Genomic DNA, 18,472 nt, shown 5'->3' on the forward strand with positions numbered 1-18,472 from the left:
CGTCCGCACCGCCCGCCGAACCGACCGGCGGGCCTGTGGGCGGGGCTCCGTGTCCCCGGGCCGCGCGACCCGTCCGCGCTCGCGGGGCACCGCGCGGCAGGGTCGGGCGGTGCGGTTCACCCTGCTCCACCCCGACCCCGCCCGCGGCGGCGGCCTGTACCCGACCGACGTCGAGGCGGACCCAGGCACGGCGCTGACCGCACTGCGGCCGGCCCTGGCGCGCCTGAGCGGCTACGGCGGCTGGGCGGACGCACGGGTGCCGGTGTCCGTCGACGGGGTCGTCCTGGACGACCACCACCTCCTGGGGCAACCGCCGCTGGTCGACGGCTGCGTACTGCGCGCCGGCGTCGGCCGGCGACCGGCGGCTCTCGTGGCCGCGCACGCGCCGTGGCACGTGGCGGTCGTCGCCGGACCCGACTGCGGCGGGCTGCTCGCGGTTCCCGACGGGTGCACAGTGAGCATCCGACCGCCGACCGGAGCACCGGGCCGCAGACCACGCCACGACGGCGACCCGCCGTGGCGCGACGACGTTCTGGTGGTCGAGGACCCGACGATCGGGCACCTCCAGGTCCGCCGACGCGGCGACCGGGTGCAGGTGCGGCACGACGGCCGGGTCCGATGGCGGCGGTGGCGGCCGGACCGTCCGCGGCGCTGCGGCGCCTCCACGCTGGTCCTCCGGGGCACGCGCGCTCCCGAGCCGCACGAGCCCGCCGAACCAGGGCTCCTCGCCCGTCCCGCCACCTGGCTCACGCCGCTCGCCGGCTCCGTCGCGCTCGCCCTGGCTCTCCGGCAACCCGTGCTCGCCCTCGTGGGCCTCGCGGCGCCGCTCGTCACGCTGGGCACCGCCATCGTGACGAGGCTGCGACGCCGTTCCGCCGGCGGACCGCCCTCGGCTCGCGGACCCACCCGCGCCGTTGAGCTCGCCACCGGCCGCACCGAACGCGCGTCCGACCACCGGCACGCGCCGCTCGGCGCCGTCGACCCCGGGGCGGGGTCGGCGGCGGGTCCCCCGCTGCTTGGCGTCCGCGGCCCCGGGTCGGCCTCCATGGGAGACCCGCCGCGGCTGGATGTCGCGGCCACCGGGCCGGCGTCGCGGCTCCCGGGGCGCGCCGTCGCGACGCTGCGGGACCCTGCGGAGCTCGCCGTGGCGACGCTGCGGGCGCGCGGCACCGGCGCGCGCCCCGCGATCGTCGAGCCGCCGTGGGACCCGGGCGGGTCGCTGGCCGTCGTCGGACCCCGCGACCTCGCCATGCCGGTCGCACGCGCGGTCGTGGTCGGGACGCTCGGCACCCACCTGTCCGCGACGCTCACGGTGCGCACGCGACGCTCCGAGGACTGGGCCTGGTGCGCCTGGGCGGCCGACGGCGACGGTCTCGATGCCCTCGTCGTGGCCGACGACCCGCCCGACCCGGCCGCGCTGGCCCGGTGGCGATCGTCGGCATCGGCGACGCAGCGCCTGCTCGTGCTGGCAGGCAGCGCCGCCGACGTGCCGGCATGGTGCCGCGCACACCTGGCGGTGGGACCGCGATCGGTGCGGCTCGACGACGGCTCGGGCCCGGTGCGCGAGCTGCCCCGGCACGCCGTCTCGGCGGCGCACGCGCTCGCCCAGGTCCGCGCCGCGGCCGCCGCTCGCGCGGGCGCCAGTGGGCACGGCAGCGGTGACGTCCCGGAGCAGGTGGCGCTCGGCGCGCTCGACGGCATCCCCGCTCCCGAGCGGGTGGCCGAGGCGTGGTCGTCGCGCCGGCCGGGCCTCGTCGCGGCGCTCGGTGTCGGCACGGGCCGGCGCACGTTCGCCGTCGACCTCGTCGCGGACGGGCCGCACGTCCTCGTGGCGGGGACCACCGGCGCGGGCAAGTCCGAGCTGCTCGTGACGCTCGTCCTCGCGCTCGCGGTCACGCACCCGCCGGACCGCCTGGCGATCCTCCTCGTCGACTTCAAGGGCGGCACGGGCCTGGGCCCGGTGGCCGGGCTCCCGCACGTGCTGGAGCACGTGACCGACCTCGACCCGGCGCACGCGCGACGGGTCCTCACCGCGCTGCGCGCCGAGCTCCGCCGACGCGAGTCCATCCTCTCCGGGGCCGGCGCCCGCGATGTGCGCGACCTGGACGCCCCGGGGTCGCCCCCGCGGCTGCTGGTCGTCGTCGACGAGCTCCGCGCGCTCACCGAGGACGTCCCGGACGCGTCCGCGACGCTCACCCGGATCGCCGCCCAGGGCCGCGCGCTGGGCGTCCACCTCGTCCTGGCCACGCAGCGGCCGGCCGGGGCGATCGGAGCGGACCTGCGCGCCAACGTCGCGCTCCGGGTCGCCCTGCGCGTCACCGACACGGCCGACTCCACGGACGTCCTCGACGCCCCCGACGCCGCTCGGATCGACCCGGCCACCCCGGGACGCGCCTGGGTGCGCCGGGGCACGCGGTCGCTCGAGCCGGTCCAGGTGGCCCGGGCGGTCGCGGCGAGCGCGGAGCCGGCCGTCCGCCCGGCCCGGGCGTGGTCCAGCGGCGGCGCCTGGACACCCGGGGCCGTCGAACCCGGCGCGACGGGCCTCGAGACACCTGCCTTCGCGCCGGAGCCGCCACCGATGACGTCCGCCACCCGGCAGACCGCCGTCGACGCGGCACAGGACGCCGCCGCGAAAGCGCCGCGCCACACCGTTGACGACGTCGCGAGGTGGGTGGACGCTGCGGCGCGCGCCGCTCGTGGGCGGCCGAGCGCAGGCCGACCCCCCTGGTTGCCCGCGCTGCCCGCCGAGGTAGGGGTGGCCGACGTCCCCCACGGTCCGGGGTTCCCGATCGCGGTCGCGGACCACCCCGACGAGCTGCGCCGCGGCGCCGTGCGCTGGGACCCGGGCGCCGGACACCTGCTGGTGCTCGGCGGCCCCCGGTCGGGCCGGACGACGACCCTGGTCACCGCGGGGGTCGGTGCGCTCGAGCGCGGCTGGCACGTGCACGCCGTCGGGCTGCCCGCCGAGGCGATCGGTCAGCTCCGCGGCCGCGACCGGTACGGCGGTCTCGGCAGCGTCCTGGAGCCGGACGACGCGCGCGCGACCGCTCGGCTGCTCGAGCTGCTCGCCGACGCCGCCGCGCCGTCCGTGCTCCTCGTCGACCGCCTGGACCTGGTCCTCGAGTCCCTCGGCGGGCTCGCTCGCGGCGCCGGCGCGGACCGGCTGACAGCCCTCTGGCGCGGGGCCGCGCGAGGGACCGCCGTCGCCGCCGGTGCCGACGCGTGCGCGTCCGCGATGCACCACGCCGGCGCGTTCGCCCAGCGTCTCGTCCTGCCGCTGCCGGACGCGACGCTCGACGCCCTCGCGGGCGTGCCCGCGGCCCTGGCCGGCCGGCGGTCGACGCCGGGCCGGGCGGTCCACCTGCACGCGGCCGGCGCGGAGCTCTGCCAGGTCGCGCTGCCCCGCCACCCGGACCAGGAGGCGGGCCCGCGGCGCTCACGGCACGCGGACGAGCGGTTCGACGGTGCCGTGATCGTGGGACCCGCGTTCGACGCGGAGAAGAGGGTCGCCGGTCCCGCGATCGTGGGACCCGCGTTCGACGCGGACGCGAGGGTCGCCGGCTCACCCTGGGCGACGAGGCTCGGGCAGACCGGACCGGGCAGCCCGGTCCACGCCACGCCCGCGGACCACGCCGAGCATCGGGCCGGCCCCGTCCTCGTCCGCACCCTGCCCGACCGCGCCGACCTGCCCGAGAGGTTGCCTGCTCCGTCGGCGACGCTCGAGGTCCCGCTCGGCCCGGGCGGCGACGATGCCCGGGTCGTCTGGGTGGACCTGACGCACGGGCTGCTCGTGGCAGGACCGCCGGGATCCGGCCGCAGCACCGCCCTCGAGCTGGTGGCGCGGACGCTCGTCCGATCCGCGCGGCACCCGCTGCGGCTGGTCGATCCGTCCGTCGCCGATGCCCCGGCGATCCCCGGGGTGCGGGACGTCGGACCCGCGGACCTGCTCGACGCGTGCCGGGCGACGAGCGGACCGCCCGTGGTCCTGGCCGACGACCTCGACGACCTCGAACGGGTCCACCCGTCGCTCGGCGACCTCCTCGCCTCCGTCGGGGCCGCGAGCATTGTCGCCGCGGTCACCTCGGCGTCGGCGGTCCACGCGCTGCGGGGAGCTGTCCCGACCCTCCTGCGACGCCGGCGCGCCCTCGTGCTGGACGTGCACGACCCGGCGTCGGCCGAGCTCGTCGGCCCGCGCGCTCCCTGGAGCGTGGACCCACGCCGCCGCCCGCCGGGCCGCGGTGTGCTGCTGCGCGGGCGCGACGCGCTCGTCGTGCAGGTCTGGTCCCCTACTCCGGGGCGTCCCGGGGCGAGGTCGTGACGGCGACGACCGACGGCAGCAGCAGGCCGACGCCGACCAGGGTCGCGACGACCAGGACCACGACCGCCCAGGCGGACGGCTGCGCCCCGAGCCAGCCCAGCGCGAGCACGACCAGGAGGATCTGCCACATGATCACCGGCGACCGGGCCCAGCGACGCCCGCGCCAGAGCCCCCGCGCGGCGAGCAGGAGGAGGAGTGCGATGCCGATGCCGAATGCGGCGAGGAACAGGCTGGCGCCCGGCATCGTCGCCGCGCCGCGCACCACGTCCGCGGTCCAGGCGATGCCGAGCCCGAGGAAGGCGGCGGCCTCAAGGATCACCAGGAGGCACACGAGCAGCAGGAGGGCGGGGCGTCGGTCGGTCACACGCAGGAGCGTAGGCACCCGTCCTGACCTGGGTCGATCCGCTCCGGGCTCGGCTGCGCTGATACCACGCCGTGAAGGTGTCTCACGCCACGACGTGACGCCGATCACCCCGTCCGATCGGCGCGTTGACCTGGACATATGTCCAAGAATGCCCCTCACCTGCAGCAACACGCGGGCTCAGGGCGCACACGGGTGAATCACAGGTGTGACGAACGCCTCAGTCGTTACGGAGATGAAACCTTCCCGTAACCCCTTGTGCAGTCCCCATACCGGTGCGAGCCTTGTTGCAGCAAGGAACCCACCCCCGATCTCACGTTCAGACACGCGCGCCCTGACCCCGGGCGCCGGCTCGGCGTGTGCCTAGGAGAGCAACCATGGATTGGCGCCACCGCGCAGCGTGTCTCGACGAGGACCCGGAGCTGTTCTTCCCCATCGGGAACACCGGCCCCGCGCTGCTCCAGATCGACGAGGCGAAGGCCGTCTGCCGCCGCTGCCCCGTCGTCGACACGTGCCTGAAGTGGGCCATCGAGACCGGTCAGGACGCGGGCGTCTGGGGCGGCCTCTCCGAGGACGAGCGCCGAGCCCTCAAGCGCCGCACCGCGCGCCAGCGCCGCGCCAGCTGATCTCTGGCTCCACCGGCCCCGTCACGCTCCGCGTGGCGGGGCCGAGCCACGTCCGGGCGCGTCAGATGAGCGAGGCGGCGTCGCGCGGTGCACGGAGCCGCGCCTCGATGACCACGGACGTCCCGCCGCCCTCGCGGCCGGTCCACTCGATGGTCCCGCGCATCTCGTTGGTGACCAGGGTCGAGACGATCTGCGTCCCGAGCCCGGTGCCCGCGCCGCGCTCGGTGGGCAGGCCCGACCCGTCGTCGGCCACCTCCACCCGCAGCTGGTCGTCCTGACGGTCGACGATCACCTCGACCGTCCCGGACTCCCGCCCCTCGAACCCGTGCTCGACGGCGTTGGTGACCAGCTCCGTGAGGATCAGGGCCAGCGCGGTGGCGTCCTCGGCCGGGATCGACCCGAACGACCCGCGCACCAGCGTGCGGACGTGGGCTCCCTCGGTCGCGACGTCGGCGGCGAGCCGCAGGCTCCGACCGACGAGGTCGTCGAAGGGCACGCTCTCGTCGAGCGTCTGCGACAGCGTCTCGTGGACGAGCGCGATCGTCGCCACCCGCCGCATGGCCTCGCCGAGGGCCTCCTTGGCCTCCGGCGAGTCGACCCGGCGGGACTGGAGCCGCAGCAGCGCGGCCACGGTCTGCAGGTTGTTCTTCACGCGGTGGTGGATCTCGCGGATCGTCGCGTCCTTCGTGATGAGCTCGCGCTCGCGTCGTCGCAGCTCGGACACGTCGCGGCACAGGAGCACCGCGCCGACGCGCTGGCCGTGCTCGGTGAGGGGCACGGCCCGCAGCGAGAGCGCCACGCCGCGCGCCTCGACGTCCACGCGCCACGGTGCCCGGCCCATGAGCACCAGCGGCATCGACTCGTCCACGGTGTCGTGCTGCTCGATGAGCTCGGCCGTCACCTCGACCAGGGACCGGCCGACGAGGTCGCCCACCACCCCGAGCCGGTGGAAGCAGGACAGGGCGTTGGGGCTGGCGTACAGCACCTCGCCCTCGGAGTTGAGGCGCACGAGCCCGTCGCCGACACGAGGCGCGCCACGCCGCGGACCCGTCGGCGCGTCGGGCGCGGGGAACTCGCCGCGCCCGACCATCGCGAAGATGTCGTCGGCAGCCTCGACGTAGTTGAGCTCGAGCCGGCTGGGCGTCCGGGCGCCGCCCAGGTTGGTCTGGCGCGCGAGCACCGCGATGGCGCGGCCGCGGCGGACCACGGGGACGGCCTCCTCGCGCACGGCGTAGGACCCGAACCAGCGCGGCTCGCGCGAGCGCTGCGCGGCACGCTCGTCGAGCGAGCGCTGCAGCTGCGGCCGCTGACCCTCCGGGGCGCTCGAGCCGACGACGTCGTCGTAGTGCACGGTCGCGCCGGTCGACGGGCGGCACTGCGCGATCGCGACGAAGTCGCCGTCCGCCGTCGGCAGCCAGAGCACCAGGTCGGCGAACGCGAGGTCGGACAGCACCTGCCAGTCGCCGACGAGCAGGTGCAGCCACTCGAGGTCATGGGCGTCGAGCGCGGCATGACGAGCGGCGAGGGTGCTCAGCGTGGACACGGGGACCAGGGTAGGTGTCTGCGCAGCGGCGGCGGGCAGGACGGCCAGGTCGTGGGCAGATAGCCTCGGACCACACCCCGACCCCTGAAGGACCCGCCGTGCGACTGAGCGTGACGCTCGACCTGCCGACCGACGCCCATGCGGCGGCGCGACTGCTCGCCGACCCCGACTACGTGCACGAGAAGGTTCGCGCCAGCGGCGCGCTCGAGCAGCACGTGGACATCACCGGCTCGCCCGACGACGCGTTCACCGTGACCACGCGCCGCGCGCTGCCCACGGACCAGATCCCTGCGCACCTGCGCAGCTTCGTCGGCACCCGGATCGACGTGCGCCAGGTCGAGGCGTGGGAGGCACCCGGGCCGGACGGGTCGCGGGTCGGCAGCGTCGTCGTGGAGATCGCGGGGGCACCCGTGCGGCTCAGCGGGCGGACCGCGCTCGCGCCGGCGGCCGCGGGGTCCACCACCGTCACGTACGACGGCGAGCTGCGCGCGACGGTGCCCCTCTTCGGCTCCGCGATCGAGCAGGCGACGGCCGGGGCGATCCGGTCCGCCCTCGAGGTCGAGCAGGATGTGGCGCGGCGTTGGATCGCGGGTCACGGACAGGCGCCGCAGCCGTAACGATTCGGTAACACGGACCGGTGTCCATATCGCTCTGACCTGCGCAAACGTTGGTGTGGGATCGCTACCACGCCGCAACACGCACCCGCGCTCCTTGACACCTGCGGGGCCGCCGACGACAGTATCCGCAGCGCGTGGGAACGCTCCCGCATCACTGCGGATGGGAACGTGTCCACGCCGGGTCCACACGGCCCAACCCGACGTCCGTCCGCGCCCCCTGCGGCGAGCGGTCGGCGGGTGCCCTAGGGGTACGGCGAGGACGCCGTCCGACTGACAAGGGAGTCACAGTGCGCAAGACCACTAGCAAGATGTGGGCGGCCGCGGCGGGGGTCACGGGCATCGCCCTCCTCGCCACCGCCTGCTCCGGCAGCTCGGACACGCCCAGCGACGAGGGCTCCGACGGCGGTGCAGCCGAGAACATCACGCTGACGCTCGGCACCTTCAACGAGCCCGGCTACACGGACGAGATGTTCAAGGCTTACGAGGACGCCAACCCGGGCATCACGATCGAGAACAAGAAGGCCGCGACCTCGAACGAGGCCCGCGACAACCTGAACACGCGCCTCGCGTCGGGTTCCGGTGCCTCTGACGTCGAGATGATCGAGATCGACTGGCTCCCCGAGCTCATGCAGTACCCGGACAAGTTCGTCGACCTGACGGACCCGGCCCTCGACGGCCGCTGGCTCGACTGGAAGGTCGCGCAGGCCACGACGCCCGACGGCGTCCTGCTGGGCTACGGCACCGACATCGGCCCCGAGGCCATCGCGTACCGCTCCGACCTGTTCGCCGCTGCCGGCCTGCCGACGGACCGCGAGGCCGTCGCCGAGCTGCTCGGTGGCAAGGACGCCACGTGGGACAAGTACTTCGAGGTCGGCAAGCAGTACCAGACCGCCACGGGCAAGCCCTTCTTCGACGCCGCCGGTGCCATCTACCAGGGCATGATCAACCAGGTCGAGAACGCGTACGAGGACAACGACGGCACGATCATCGCCGCCACGAACCCCGACGTGAAGGACATCTACGACGCCGTCACCAAGGCCTCGGTCACCGACAACCTGTCGGCGCACCTGGGCCAGTGGAGCGACGACTGGACCGCCTCGTTCCAGAACGACGGCTTCGCGACCATGCTGGCCCCGGGCTGGATGCTCGGTGTCATCGAGGGCAACTCGGCCGGCGTGACCGGCTGGGACATCGCGGACGTCTTCCCCGGCGGCGCCGGCAACTGGGGCGGCTCGTTCATGACGGTCCCCGCCCAGGGCAAGCACACCGAGGAGGCGAAGAAGTTCGCCGCCTGGCTGACGGCTCCGGAGCAGCAGCTCCAGGCCTACAAGAACAAGGGCACGTTCCCGAGCCAGACCGAGGCGCTGTCCTCGGACGAGCTGCTCAGCTCCACGAACGCGTTCTTCAACAACGCTCCGGCCGGCCAGATCCTGGCCAACCGCGCCGTGGGCATCGTCGCCCCTTTCAAGGGCCCGAACTACTTCGCCGTCAACGACGCGATGCAGTCGGCTCTGACCGAGGTCGACGTCAACGGTGGTGACCCCGCTGCTCAGTGGGACACCTTCGTGAGCGCGGTCAACGCACTCGGCTGACCCTAGCCAGGGGCCGGGCCGGTGGGTCACCCATCGGCCCGGCCCCGCCAGCGTAGGCTCCTGCCCACCAGCACGAAGGACTCCTGATGGTCACCTCCACCACCCCGCCTCAGCTGGACCGCGGTCCGCAGCCTGACCCCGAGCGCCTGCCGCGCCGGGTCGGGTTCAGCCAGACCCTCGGTCGCTGGGACGTCAAGGTCTCCCCCTACCTCTACATCTCCCCGTTCTTCCTGCTCTTCGCGCTCACGGGCCTGTTCCCCCTCGCGTACACGGCCGTGGTGTCGTTGCACGACTGGAACCTCATCGGCGGCAAGGGTGACTTCGTCGGGCTGCAGAACTATCTCTTCGTGCTCCAGGAGCCCAACTTCTGGAAGAGCATCCGCAACACCTTCAGCATCTTCTTCCTGTCGACGATCCCCCAGCTGATCATCGCGATCGTGCTCGCGGCCCTCCTCGACGCGAACCTGCGTGCCCGGACGTTCTGGCGCATGGGTGTGCTGCTGCCGTACGTCGTGGCGCCGGTCGCGGTCAGCCTCATCTTCGGCAAGCTGTTCGCCGACAAGTCCGGCCTCATCAACACGGTGCTCGGCTACATCGGCATCGACCCGATCGGCTGGCACGCCCAGATCCTGCCCAGCCACATCGCGATCGCGACGATGGTCGACTTCCGCTGGACCGGGTACAACACCCTCATCCTGCTGGCCGCGATGCAGGCGATCCCGCGCGACCTCTACGAGGCGGCCGTCCTCGACGGTGCCACGCGCGTGCGCCAGTTCTTCTCCGTCACCGTGCCGATGCTGCGGCCGACGATCATCTTCGTCGTCATCACCTCGACCATCGGTGGCCTGCAGATCTTCGACGAGCCGCGCCTGTTCGACCAGACCGGCCAGGGTGGCCCGAGCCGTCAGTGGATGACGACGACCATGTACATCTACGAGCTGGGCTGGGGCAACCAGAAGAGCTTCGGACGCGCGTCCGCGGTCGCCTGGATCCTGTTCCTGATCATCGTGCTGATCGGCATCATCAACTTCTCGATCACCCGACGGATCTCGTCCGACACCTCGTCGACCAAGCGGAAGAAGGTCTCCCGATGAGCGCCCCCTCGCTCCCGGTCATCCGGCAGACGGCCGGCCGCGGCGCCGCGCGTGCCGCCGGGCGGAGCCGCTCCACAGCCGCCGGGTCCGAGCGTCGTCCGGGCTGGGTCACGTACACCCTGCTCGCGGTGGCCATCGTCCTGGCGATCGCGCCGCTGTACTACGCGTTCCTGCTCGCGTCGTCGAACTCGGCGTACATCGCGCAGCACCCGATCCCGTCGCTGATCCCGCAGGGCGAGTTCTTCGACAACGTCGGCAAGGTTCTCAACGGCGACATCCAGTTCTGGAAGGCGCTCGGCAACTCGATCATCGTCGGCACGATCACCGCGCTCTCCGTGGTGCTCTTCTCGACGCTCGCCGGGTTCTCGTTCTCGAAGCTCCGCTTCCGCGGCCGCAGCGGACTGCTCGTGTTCGTCATCGCCACCACGGCCGTGCCGACGCAGCTGGGCATCGTGCCGCTCTTCATCGTGATGTCGCAGCTCGGCTGGACCGGCAAGCTCGTCGCCGTCATCGTGCCGGGCCTGGTCACGGCGTTCGGCGTCTTCTGGATGACGCAGTACCTGGAGTCGGCGCTGCCCTACGAGCTCGTCGAGGCCGCCCGCGTGGACGGCGCGTCGATGATCCGGACGTTCTGGCACATCGCCCTCCCGGCGGCGCGCCCGGCGGCCGTCATGCTCGGCCTCTTCACGTTCGTCGCCTCGTGGACGAACTTCTTCTGGCCGTTCATCGTGCTCGGACCGCAGAACCCGACCCTGCCGGTGGCCATCCAGCTGCTGCAGGCGTCGTACTTCAAGGACATGTCGCTGATCATGGCGGGCGTCACCGTCTCCACGATCCCGCTCATCATCCTGTTCTTCGTCGCCGGTCGACAGCTCGTGGCCGGCATCATGCAGGGTGCCGTCAAGGGCTGAGCCCCGCACACTGTTCACGGCACGTCCCGGACGTCGCGTCGTCACCGACCGGCAGCCCGGCCGACGGGTTGGGCGGGGTAATCCCCCAGCACCCCGCCCACCCCGTCACCAGCTCGTCATCGCTGCTTCGGCAGCCACAGGAGGGAAGACCAACGGTGGTCGACAACATCCCGGTCCACGTGGACCCTGCGCGGCCCCCCGCGCCGACGCTCGAGCAGGTTGCCGAGCGCGCAGGAGTCTCGCGCTCGACAGCCTCTCGCGCCATCAACGGCGGCCTGCGCGTGTCTCCCGAGGCCCTCGCCTCGGTCGAGGCCGCGGTCTCCGACCTCGGCTACACCCCGAACCGCGCCGCCCGCTCGCTGGTCACCAAGCGCACGGACTCGATCGCCCTGGTGGTGCCCGAGCCCGACGAGCGCGTCCTGTCGGACCCGTTCTTCGCCGGCACGCTCAACGGCCTGAGCACGGCCCTCGTCGACTCCGACATCCAGGTCGTCCTCGTGATCGCGCGCCCCGGCGAGAGCGAGCGCACCGTCCGCTACCTGCGCAACGGGCACGTGGACGGCGCGATCGTGGTGTCCCACCACGCCAACGACGAGCTCGACCGGGCGCTGCAGATCTCGCGCGTGCCCAACGTCTTCGTCGGACGGCCGCTGTCCGCCGACGAGCGCGACGTGCAGTACGTCGACACCGACAACGTCGAGGGCGGCCGGCTGGCCACCCAGCACCTGATCGACCGGGGCTGCCGGCGCATCGCGACGATCGCCGGACCGGCCGACATGTCCGCCGGCATCGACCGCCTGACGGGCTGGCGCAACGCCATGCAGTCCGCCGGGATGAGCGACGACGCCGTCGTGCACGGGGACTTCACCATGGCGTCGGGCACCATCGCCGCGCGCGAGCTGCTGGCCCGGCACCCCGACGTCGACGCCATCTTCATCGCGTCGGACCTCATGGCCGCCGGTGCGCTCACGGTGCTGGCGGAGCACGGCAAGGACGTCCCCGGCGACGTCGCCGTCGTCGGCTACGACAACCTCGGCGTCGCCGCGTCGACCACTCCCCCGCTGACCAGCGTCATCCAGCCGGTCGTCGCGATGGCGCGCGCGGCGGGCGCCCGCCTGCTGGACCAGCTCAACGGCGCGCCGCCGTCGCCGCCGCTCATCTTCGCCCCGGAGCTCGTCATCAGGGCGTCGGCCTAGCTCGTCAGGGCGTCGGCGCAGCGGGAGCGCGCCGAACGGTCGCGAGGGCCCGGTGGGATCTCCCACCGGGCCCTCGCCTCGTCCGGGCGTCAGTCGGCCGCGGGCGGCACGTGGCCGAAGCGGTGCAGCGTGCGGCTCACGGCCTGCTCGCGGACGACCGTGAGCAGCTCCCGCGCCCCGCTGGCCAGCACGGGCCCGTCGAGCACGGTGACCTCGCCGACGCGCACGGCAGCCGCCTCGCGCAGGCCGGGCGCCGAGCCGATGACCCGGACCCGCCCGCTGACGAGCCCGGCGCGCACCCGGCGGGCGAACGCCTCGTCGGACTCCGTGGCCGCGTCGCTCACCGTCACCGGGACACCCGCGGTGGACGCCGCGTGCCGCACGCGCGCGACGTCGCGGTCGCGGGCGTCGGAGCCGACGCGCACCACGAGGTGGGGCACCGGCCGGTAGCGCAGGATGTTGGCCTCGACCCGCAGCCCGGACGGGTCGTGCTCGCGCGCGAGGTCGTCCGCCCACACCCGGTCGTCGTCGCGGGAGGCCCACGCGAGCCAGCCGGCGTCGTCCTGCGGGACGTCGGGCGCGTCCTGCCACCGACCGATCTGCGCGACGTAGTGCGGGCCGCCGGCCTTCGCGCCGGGTCCGACGGTGGACGCCTTCCAGCCGCCGAAGGGCTGGCGCTGCACGATCGCCCCCGTGATGTGCCGGTTGACGTACGCGTTGCCCACCTCCACGCGGCTCAGCCAGTGCTCGATCTCGTCCTCGTCGAGCGAGTGGAGGCCGCCGGTCAGGCCGAACGCGACCGCGTTCTGCAGGTCGATCGCCTCGTCGAGGGTCTCGACGCGCATGACGCCGAGAACCGGCCCGAAGCACTCGGTGGTGTGGAACCACGAGCCGGGCGCGACGCCGTGCTTGACGCCCGGGGTCCACTGGCGGCCCTCGTCGTCGAGCTTCCGGGGGGCGACGAGCCACGACTCCCCCGCGTCGAGCGTGGTCAGCGCCCGCAGCAGCTTGCCCGACGCGGGCTCGGTGAGGGGACCCACGGCGGTGCCGAGGTCGGTCGCCGGCCCGACCCGCAGCGACGCGACGGAGTCGGCGAGCTGGCGGCGCAGCCGGTCGGACCGGCCCGCGGTGCCGACGAGGATCGCGAGCGAGGCGGCGGAGCACTTCTGACCGGCGTGCCCGAAGGCGCTGCGGACCAGGTCGGCCACCGCCAGGTCCACGTCCGCCGACGGCGTGATGATCAGCGCGTTCTTGCCGGACGTCTCGGCCAGGACGTCGAGGTCGGGCCGCCAGCCCGCGAACAGCTGCGCGGTCTCGATCGACCCTGTCAGCACCACCCGGGCGACGTCGGGGTGGGTGACCAGGCGTCGCCCGACGTCGCCCTCCGGGCTGAGCACGACGGTGAGGATGCCGGCGGGTGCTCCGGCGGCGTCGAGCCCGCGCTGGATCGCCGCCATGGCGACCTGACCGCAGCGCGGTGCCTGGGGCGCGGGCTTGACCAGCACCGGGCTGCCGGCGGCCAGCGACGCGAGCACGGAGCCGACCGGGATGGCGACGGGGAAGTTCCACGGGGGCGTGACGACGGTCAGCCCCTCGGGCCGGTGCACGGCACCCGCCACCACCCCATCGGTCAGGTCCGCGGCGCGCTCGGCGTAGTAGCGCGCGAAGTCGACGGCCTCGCTCACCTCGGGGTCGGCCTCCGCGACGGTCTTGCCGGTCTCGTGGACCATCGTCGCGACCAGGTCCGCGCGCGCGTCCTCGAGGGCGGCGGCGACCGCGTGCAGGGCGCGGGCGCGCTCGGCGGGCGCCGTGGCGGCCCACGCGGGCAGGGCCGCGGCGGCCCGGGCGACGACGACGTCCACCTCGTCGACCGTCCCGACGGTGACCGCCCCGTCGGGGGTCGGCACGTCGCGAGCCACGATCCCTCGGGCCCAGGCGCGCGCGACGCCCACGGCAGGGTCGGTGTCGGGGGTGTTGACGAAGCCGTCTGCCGCGGGCGCGTCGGCGAACGGCCGGGCGGCGCGGCGGGCGGCCGTCGAGGGCAGGTCGCGGTCGCGGAACGCGACCCGGAACGCCTCCTCCTGCCCGTGCATCGCCTCACCAGGAGCGAAGAGCGCGTGCAGGAAGTTCTGGCTGGCGGAGTTCTCCTCCAGGCGCCGCACCAGGTAGGAGATCGCGACGTCGAAGTCGTGGCGCGCGACCACCGGCGTGTAGAGCAGAACAGCGCCGACCTCGTCGCGGACCGCGCGGGCCTGGGCGGGCGCCATGCCCTGCAGCATCTCGATGTCGAGCGCCTCCGAGACGCCGCGCTGCTGCGCGATCAGGTGCGCGGCCGCGACGTGGAAGAGGTTGTGGCTGGCGACCCCGACGCGCAGGGCCTGCGTGCGCGCCGGGTCGAGCGCGCGGTCGACCAGCCGCAGGTACGCGGCGTCGACCTCGGCCTTCGAGCCGTACGGCGCCTGCGGCCAGCCGTGCAGCTCGGACTCGACCTGCTCCATCGCCAGGTTGGCGCCCTTGACCAGCCGCACCTTCAGGCGCGCACCGCCGGCCTCGCGCCGCTCCTGGGCGATCGCGGTGAGCTCCTCGAGCGCGTCCGCGGCGTCGGGCAGGTAGGCCTGCAGCACGATGCCCGCCTCCGCGGCGAGCAGCTCGGGGTCGGAGACCAACCGCTCGAACACGCGCAGGGTCAGCGTGAGGTCGCGGTACTCCTCCATGTCGAGGTTGAGGAACGTGCCGTGACGCGCCGCCGTCAGGTAGAGCGGCCGCAGGCGCTCGACGACCCGCGCGACGCTGGCCTCGGTGTCCCAGGTGGACAGCTGGCTGGCGACGGCGGACACCTTGACGGACACGTAGTCGACGTCGGGCCGCTCGACCAGGGCCTGCACGCGGGCCAGGCGGGCGGTGGCCTCGCGCTCGCCGAGCACGGCCTCGCCCAGCAGGTTGAGGTTGAGCCGGAAGCCCTCCGCCCGCGTCGCGGCGAGGTGCTTGGCCAGGCCGGGGCCGTCGTCGGCGACCAGGTGACCGACGAGGCTGCGCAGGCGCTGCCGCGCGGCGGGCACGACAACGCCGGGCAGCACGGGCGCCACGCGAGCCCCGGCGCCGAGCATCGCGCGGTCCAGCGTGCCGAGGAAGCCGGACGCGTCGCCCGAGGTCAGGCCGGCCAGCTCCCGCGCCGCCACGCGGACGTCCTGGGGCCGCGCGACGCGGTCGACGAAGCGCACCGCCAGCTCGAGCCCGGCGGGGTCGGCGACCAGCGCCGCCAGCCGACCGGTGGTCCGCCGTTCGGTGGCCGTCTGGCCCTCCGCCGTCGCCGAGAGCCAGCTTCTGGCCAGCCGGATCGCGTCCTCGGTGACGTCGCCTGTGGTCGACATGGTGCTCCTCGTCCTCCTGGGTGGACCGGGTCTCGGCCCGGTGCCAAGTCTGTGCCGTCGAGGACCGTCCTGCGACGCGCCTCGCCCGGATGCCGGTCGGTCGCCCGGTCAGTGTCGCGCCGCGGTGGGACCGGCCGCTCACGACGGCATCGTGCGGATGAGCCGACACCACTGTCGACCCACCCGTGACCACCATGATCGCTCCTGCCCGCCGTGCGCTCCTCGCCGGCGTCGCCCTCACCGTGTCCCCGCCGTGCGCGTCCACGACGACGCGCAGGGCTGCTGAGCCGCGCCGCGCACCGGGTGAAACTCGCGCCGAGGACCGTCCGTGCCCGTGGGCTCTGACCAGCCACGTCGGGTGCGCGCGCCCACCTTGTCCGAAATCATCGTGCCCGCGCCTCGGACACTCCCGGCTCGCCCTTCGGGCCTGCCGGGCGCGGGCCGAAAGCGGTGACAAGGTGGGGGACGTGACGGACCTCACAGCGGAGACCCCGCAGCAGACCACGCCCCTCGCCACCGCCCAGGCACAGCTCGCCTCGGCCGTCGAGATCCTCGGCTACCCCGAGGGGCTCCACCGCATGCTCGCCACACCCCGGCGCGAGATGAACGTCGCTGTCCCCCTGCGTCGGGACAACGGCGAGATCGAGCTGTTCACCGGGTACCGCGTGCAGCACAACATCTCCCGTGGCCCGGGCAAGGGCGGGCTGCGCTACTCGGCCTCCGTCGACGTCGACGAGGTGCGGGCGCTCGCCATGTGGATGACCTGGAAGTGCGCGGTCGTCGACGTGCCCTACGGTGGCGCCAAGGGCGGCGTCACCATCGACCCCCGGCTGTACTCGCAGGCCGAGCTCGAGCGCGTCACGCGCCGCTACACCAGCGAGATCATGCCGATCATCGGGCCGGAGCGGGACATCATGGCGCCGGACATCGGCACCAACGAGCAGACCATGGCCTGGGTCATGGACACGTACTCGGTGAACCTCGGCTACACCATCCCCGCCGTGACCACCGGCAAGCCGCTGGCGGTCGGCGGCTCCCTCGGGCGCGCGACGGCCACGTCCCGCGGCGTCGTGCACTCGGCCTCGGCCGCCCTCGGTGACGCGGGCGTGCGCCTCGACGAGGTGAGCGCGGCGGTGCAGGGCTTCGGCAAGGTCGGCTCGCACGCGGCGCGGTTCCTGCACGACGCCGGTACCCGCGTGGTCGCGGTCAGCGACGAGCAGGGCGGCGTGATGAACGGCGACGGCCTCGACATCATCGCCCTCGTGCGGCACGTGGACGCGACGGGGACCGTCACCGGGTTCGAGGGCGGTTCGCCCATCGACAACGCCGAGCTCCTGGCGCTCGACGTGGACGTGCTCATCCCCGCGGCCGTCGAGGGCGTGCTCGACGGCGAGGCCGCCGGACGGGTCAAGGCGCGCTGGGTGGTCGAGGCGGCCAACGGCCCCACCACCCACGAGGGCGACCGCATCCTCGCCGAGCGCGGCGTCGTCGTCGTGCCCGACATCCTCGCCAACGCCGGCGGCGTCGTCGTGTCGTACTTCGAGTGGGTGCAGGCCAACCAGGCGTACTGGTGGACCGAGCAGGAGATCGAGGACCGCCTCGAGCACCGCATGATCTCGGCGCACCGGGCGGTCGCCGCCCTCGCCGGGGCGGAGGGCATCTCGCTGCGCGACGCCGCCCTCACCATCGGCGTCCGGCGCGTCGCCGAGGCGCACCAGATCCGGGGCCTCTACCCCTGACGGACCCCGCGGGAGTACGGACGGGGGCGCGGGTGTTGCTGACGAGGTGACTCGTCCGAACCCCGTGCCCCTGTCCGTGCTCGACACGTCGCCCGTCGCCGTCGGCCAGTCGTCGTCCGACGCCCTCGCCGCGACCACCACCCTCGCCCGCACCGCCGACGCCGCCGGGTACGCGCGGTTCTGGGTCGCCGAGCACCACGCGATGCCCGCCGTCGCGTCCACGTCCCCCGGCGTGCTGCTGGCGCACCTCGCGGCGGCCACCGACCGCATCCGGGTCGGCTCCGGCGGCGTCATGCTGCCCAACCACCCGACGCTCGTGGTCGCCGAGCAGTTCGCGATGCTCGAGGCGCTGCACCCGGGCCGCATCGACCTCGGCATCGGCCGCGCGCCCGGCGCCGACCCCATGACCGCGGCTGCCCTGCGCCGCACGGTCGAGGGCCTGGGTGCCGACGACTTCCCCGCCGAGGTGATCGACGTCCTCGCCCTGCTCGGCCAGGACCTGCCGGGCCGGTCGCCGTCCCTGCGCGCCACGCGCCTGTCCGCGACGCCGGCCGCGACGTCGACGCCCCAGGTGTGGCTGCTGGGCTCCAGCTCGTTCAGCGCCGAGCTGGCCGGGGAGCTGGGCCTGCCGTTCTCCTACGCCCACCACTTCAACACGGGCCACACCCTGCAGGCCGCCGACGCCTACCGCCGCGCCTTCCGGCCCTCACCCGTGCTCGACGCGCCCCGGCTCATGGTGTCCGCCTCGGTGCTGGTGGCCGACTCCGACGACGAGGCCGCCTACCTCTCCGGGCCGAGCCGGGTCATGGCGCTCTCGCTGCGGACCGGCCGGCCGCTCGGGCCGATCGTGTCCCCCGAGGACGCCGCCCGCGAGCTCGGTGCGCTGGACCCGGTGGCCGCCGCCGAGTTCTTCGCCCGCGTGCCCGGTACCCAGGTGGCCACGACCGCCGACCGCGCGGTCGACGAGCTGGCCGCCCTCGTCGCGCGCACCGGCGCCGACGAGCTGATGATCACCGGGACCGCGTACGACGTGGCCACCCGCGTGCACACCCTCGAGCAGGTCGCCGCCCGCTGGCCCGCGGTCGCGGTCGCCGCCTGACGGGT

Annotated in this window: 12 protein-coding genes; 9 read left to right on the plus strand and 3 right to left on the minus strand. The window is 74.2% G+C overall.

Going from position 1 to position 18,472, the window contains the following annotated elements; all coding sequences use genetic code 11:
* Positions 1-109: 109 nt before the first annotated feature.
* On the plus strand, positions 110-4,318 hold the full coding sequence (locus tag AC1DT4_RS15840) for an FtsK/SpoIIIE domain-containing protein (RefSeq protein ID WP_477090758.1): 4,209 nt from the start codon (positions 110-112) through the stop codon (positions 4,316-4,318).
* Here the strand turns inward: AC1DT4_RS15840 and AC1DT4_RS15845 are convergent.
* Positions 4,287-4,682 (minus strand): hypothetical protein, encoded by a 396-nt coding sequence (locus AC1DT4_RS15845; RefSeq protein WP_477090759.1) that lies wholly within the window; start codon positions 4,680-4,682, stop codon positions 4,287-4,289. The genes AC1DT4_RS15840 and AC1DT4_RS15845 overlap by 32 nt on opposite strands.
* 374 nt (positions 4,683-5,056) lie before the next feature.
* Between AC1DT4_RS15845 and AC1DT4_RS15850 the strand changes: the two genes are divergently transcribed.
* The gene (locus AC1DT4_RS15850) at positions 5,057-5,305 is read left to right on the plus strand and encodes a WhiB family transcriptional regulator (protein WP_123370111.1); all 249 of its coding nucleotides are present in this window, start codon (positions 5,057-5,059) and stop codon (positions 5,303-5,305) included.
* Positions 5,306-5,366: 61 nt separating this feature from the next.
* On the opposite strand, the gene AC1DT4_RS15855 is transcribed toward AC1DT4_RS15850, so the two are convergent.
* Positions 5,367-6,848: a sensor histidine kinase gene (locus AC1DT4_RS15855; RefSeq protein WP_477090760.1), complete on the minus strand. Its 1,482-nt coding sequence runs from the start codon at positions 6,846-6,848 to the stop codon at positions 5,367-5,369.
* Between the two features lie 98 nt (positions 6,849-6,946).
* On the opposite strand from AC1DT4_RS15855, the gene AC1DT4_RS15860 reads away from it, so the two are divergent.
* The 5 genes from AC1DT4_RS15860 (at position 6,947) to AC1DT4_RS15880 (ending at position 12,258) form a co-directional block, all read left to right on the plus strand.
* Positions 6,947-7,465 carry a DUF2505 domain-containing protein gene (locus AC1DT4_RS15860; protein WP_477090761.1) on the plus strand — a complete coding sequence of 173 codons (519 nt, stop codon included), beginning with the start codon at positions 6,947-6,949 and terminating at the stop codon, positions 7,463-7,465.
* A 287-nt stretch (positions 7,466-7,752) separates the two neighbouring features.
* The gene (locus AC1DT4_RS15865; RefSeq protein ID WP_477090762.1) at positions 7,753-9,057 is read left to right on the plus strand and encodes an ABC transporter substrate-binding protein; all 1,305 of its coding nucleotides are present in this window, start codon (positions 7,753-7,755) and stop codon (positions 9,055-9,057) included.
* Between the two features lie 86 nt (positions 9,058-9,143).
* Positions 9,144-10,151 (plus strand): carbohydrate ABC transporter permease, encoded by a 1,008-nt coding sequence (locus AC1DT4_RS15870; RefSeq protein WP_477090763.1) that lies wholly within the window; start codon positions 9,144-9,146, stop codon positions 10,149-10,151.
* Positions 10,148-11,062: a carbohydrate ABC transporter permease gene (locus tag AC1DT4_RS15875; RefSeq protein ID WP_477090764.1), complete on the plus strand. Its 915-nt coding sequence runs from the start codon at positions 10,148-10,150 to the stop codon at positions 11,060-11,062. The genes AC1DT4_RS15870 and AC1DT4_RS15875 overlap by 4 nt, the downstream gene beginning before the upstream one ends.
* A 155-nt stretch (positions 11,063-11,217) precedes the next feature.
* Positions 11,218-12,258, plus strand: a complete 1,041-nt coding sequence (locus AC1DT4_RS15880) for a LacI family DNA-binding transcriptional regulator (protein WP_477090765.1) — start codon at positions 11,218-11,220, stop codon at positions 12,256-12,258.
* Positions 12,259-12,347: 89 nt separating this feature from the next.
* On the opposite strand, the gene AC1DT4_RS15885 is transcribed toward AC1DT4_RS15880, so the two are convergent.
* Positions 12,348-15,629: a proline dehydrogenase family protein gene (locus AC1DT4_RS15885; RefSeq protein ID WP_477090766.1), complete on the minus strand. Its 3,282-nt coding sequence runs from the start codon at positions 15,627-15,629 to the stop codon at positions 12,348-12,350.
* A gap of 467 nt (positions 15,630-16,096) precedes the next feature.
* Here AC1DT4_RS15885 and AC1DT4_RS15890 point away from each other — a divergent pair, with 467 nt between their 5' ends.
* On the plus strand, positions 16,097-17,368 hold the full coding sequence (locus AC1DT4_RS15890; protein WP_477090767.1) for a Glu/Leu/Phe/Val family dehydrogenase: 1,272 nt from the start codon (positions 16,097-16,099) through the stop codon (positions 17,366-17,368).
* 46 nt (positions 17,369-17,414) lie between these two features.
* Positions 17,415-18,467, plus strand: a complete 1,053-nt coding sequence (locus tag AC1DT4_RS15895) for an LLM class flavin-dependent oxidoreductase (RefSeq protein WP_477090768.1) — start codon at positions 17,415-17,417, stop codon at positions 18,465-18,467.
* The last annotated feature ends 5 nt before the right edge of the window (positions 18,468-18,472 follow it).

Source organism: Cellulomonas sp. P4_D11, assembly GCF_056401915.1.

Excerpts from the sequence above, each read along its gene's own strand:
- AC1DT4_RS15885 (WP_477090766.1), bottom strand. The coding sequence starts at position 15,629 with ATGTCGACCACAGGCGACGTCACCGAGGACGCGATCCGGCTGGCCAGA.
- AC1DT4_RS15850 (WP_123370111.1), top strand. The coding sequence starts at position 5,057 with ATGGATTGGCGCCACCGCGCAGCGTGTCTCGACGAGGACCCGGAGCTG.
- AC1DT4_RS15870 (WP_477090763.1), top strand. The coding sequence starts at position 9,144 with ATGGTCACCTCCACCACCCCGCCTCAGCTGGACCGCGGTCCGCAGCCT.
- AC1DT4_RS15875 (WP_477090764.1), top strand. The coding sequence starts at position 10,148 with ATGAGCGCCCCCTCGCTCCCGGTCATCCGGCAGACGGCCGGCCGCGGC.